At 48.8% G+C, this 287-nt stretch carries 1 protein-coding gene; it reads left to right on the top strand.

The features are described from left to right. Positions 1 to 36 precede the first annotated feature (36 nt). A partial coding sequence (locus LZP73_RS20460) for an adhesion domain-containing protein (RefSeq protein WP_234236798.1) occupies positions 37 to 287 on the top strand: 251 nt, incomplete at its 3' end.

The following is a 287-nucleotide window of genomic DNA, read 5'->3' as shown; positions in this document are numbered from 1 at the left end:
GGTCATATGCCCGACACGTTTACCAGTAGGGCGGGGGTGACCTTTAAACGACCGCTACTGGCAGCAGAAGCGACCTTGGGGTCCTCGGTAAGTAATAATAATGAGTCGTGGTCATACCTTTTTTATACCAATAAAGTTACGCCGGATTGCCCGGTTGAGTATCAGCCGCGTCTCAATGAGTTACAGGGGCTATATAATGATCATCCAGGCGGGACAATACTGACAGATTTGGGGTTGCCTATAACTGCCGGAAGTGGAAATTGGTGGACTTATGAAATGAGCACCAC

It is taken from the genome of Shewanella sp. AS16 (assembly GCF_021412365.1).
In the GTDB taxonomy this organism is placed as follows: Bacteria; Pseudomonadota; Gammaproteobacteria; order Enterobacterales; family Shewanellaceae; genus Shewanella; species Shewanella salipaludis.
The sequence above is the reverse complement of the archived record's forward strand: the minus strand, read 5'-3'. Positions and strand labels throughout refer to the sequence as shown.